This is a genomic window from Halorubrum sp. FL23, assembly GCF_052439115.2.
In the GTDB taxonomy this organism is placed as follows: Archaea; Halobacteriota; Halobacteria; order Halobacteriales; family Haloferacaceae; genus Halorubrum; species Halorubrum persicum.
In genome coordinates this window covers 1-2406 of sequence record NZ_JBQVRO020000047.1, presented here as the reverse complement: position 1 = coordinate 2406, position 2406 = coordinate 1, and the positions used below count along the sequence as shown (strand labels likewise).

Annotated in this window: 1 rRNA gene; it reads right to left on the bottom strand. The window is 57.9% G+C overall.

What is annotated here, in order from left to right:
• Nucleotides 1–95: 95 nt before the first annotated feature.
• Nucleotides 96–2406 (bottom strand): 23S ribosomal RNA (locus ACT4MF_RS18795); the annotation flags it as partial.

Sequence of the window (2406 nt, the reverse complement as noted above, 5' to 3'; positions counted from 1 at the left end):
GTGGGAGAGACGCCTGTGTCGGTGGTTCTGCCGACCGTGTATATGTGCGATCCAGTTACCGCCTGAACTCATACGAACTGTGGTGTCAGTGCCGTATGACTGTGGCTTCGGTCTGTTAGTGCTCGTGGACTCAACACCTCGTTGCCTCGGTGCGTACATCCCGAGTCTATCGAACTCGTCTTCTACGAGTGACCTCATCGGTACTTCTTTTCCATGTGGGTTTCGAGCTTAGATGCGTTCAGCTCTTACCCCGTGTCGCGTGGCTACCCGGCATTGCGTTCTCACACAACCGGTACACCAGTGGCGACCAAACGTAGTTCCTCTCGTACTATACGTTCGTTCACGTCAAGTACCTTGACACCCCCAATAGATAGCAGCCGACCTGTCTCACGACGGTCTAAACCCAGCTCACGACCTCCTTTAATAGGCGAACAACCTCACCCTTGCCCGCTTCTGCACGGGCAGGATGGAGGGAACCGACATCGAGGTAGCAAGCCACCCGGTCGATATGTGCTCTTGCGGGTGACGACTCTGTTATCCCTAAGGTAGCTTTTCTGTCATCTACGGGCCCCATTCCGGAGCCTCGTAGGTTCGCTAGACCACGCTTTCGCGTCAGCGTCACTCGTTGGGAATGACACTGTCAGACCATCTTGTGCTCTTGCGCTCTTCGCCGGATTCCCGACCCGGCTGAGATGATCTTCGGGCGCGCTCGATATCTTTTCGAGCGCGTACCGCCCCAGTCAAACTGCCCGGCTACCGGTGTACTCCTCCCGGAGTGAGAGTCGCAGTCACCGACGGGTAGTATTTCAATGCTGTCTCGGTGGCCCGCTGGCGCGGGTACCTGTGTAATGACTCCTACCTATGCTGCACATCGGCGACCACGTCTCAGCGACAGCCTGCAGTAAAGCTCTATAGGGTCTTCGCTTCCCCTTGGGGGTCTCCAGACTCCGCACTGGAACGTACAGTTCACCGGGTCCAACGTTGGGACAGTGGCGCTCTCGTTTATCCATTCATGCAAGCCGCTACTGAAGCGGCAAGGTACTACGCTACCTTAAGAGGGTCATAGTTACCCCCGCCGTTGACGGGTCCTTCGTCCTCTTGTACGAGGTGTTCAGATACCCGCACTGGGCAGGATTCAGTGACCGTACGAGTCCTTGCGGATTTGCGGTCACCTGTGTTGTTATTAGACAGTCGGAGCGCCCGAGTCACTGCGACCTGCTCCGTCGAGAGCAGGCATCCCTTCTTCCGAAGGTACGGGACTAACTTGCCGAATTCCCTAACGTCGGTTCTCCCGACAGGCCTTGGCTTGCGCTGCCAGAGCACCTGTGTCGGATCTCGGTACGGACATCGTGCTCGTCTTTTCACGGGCCCTATGTACGGCTGACTTGCGCTATCTCGCGCTTCTCTCGCTTCGTGCCGTGACGGCTTCCACGAGGTTCCACGATTCGACCGGGCGAAGGCCCGGCTCAGCGTTCCACACGGCGTCGACTTTTACTGCACGATGGCACTGGAATCTTAACCAGTTTCCCGTTGATGCAGTCGAGTTACGGTGCATCTTAGGACCGGCTGACCCTCGGCTGAGTGGCAGTGCCGAGGAACCCTTGCTCATCAGGCCGTCGAGGTTCTCACCCGACTATCGCTGCTACTGTGACCAGGATTGTCGTTTCTGAACGGTCCACGCGAGCTCTCGCCCGAGCTTCCATCCGAACAGAACGCCAACCTACGCGGTTGCCCCTGTCAAGGGCACGGCCAGGTCTCGGTGGTAGATTTGAGCCCCGATCATTTTGGGCGCCTCAAACCTCGGCCGGTAAGCTGTTACGCTTTTCTTAGAGGGTAGCTGCTTCTAAGCTCACCTCCCGGCTGTTTAGGGCTTGAGACCACCTTCGAATCGCACTTAATCTACACTTTGGGACCTTAACCCGGCTCTGGGTTGTTCCCCTCACGGTGCACAGGCTTACCCCGCACACCGGACTCCCTTCGTCTACAGCGCCTGCGGGTTTGGAGTTCGACAGGATGGCCGACTCCTCTCGGAGGCGGGTCATCCAATCGGTAGCTCTACCCCGCGGGCTACCTCGGAAGAGGTCATGCTTCGACATGTTTCGGTTGGAACCAGCTGTTGCCAGGCTCGATGGGCCTTTCACCCCTATGCGCAGATCACGAGAGGATATTGTAGAATACCAACTCTAACGGGCCTCCACGTGGCTTTCGCCACGCTTCACCCTGCCTGCGTATAGATCGCCTGGTTTCGGGTCGCACCCAATTGACTCCCCGCGCTTGAACACGGTGGCCCTCGCAATGCTGCGGCCGTATCGGTTTCCCTGCGCCTTCCCCGGTTCACGGGTTAGACTCGCCAATCAAGTGCACTCCCTGGGTCGTTTTTCAAAACGCACGACACGACGCCGGCTC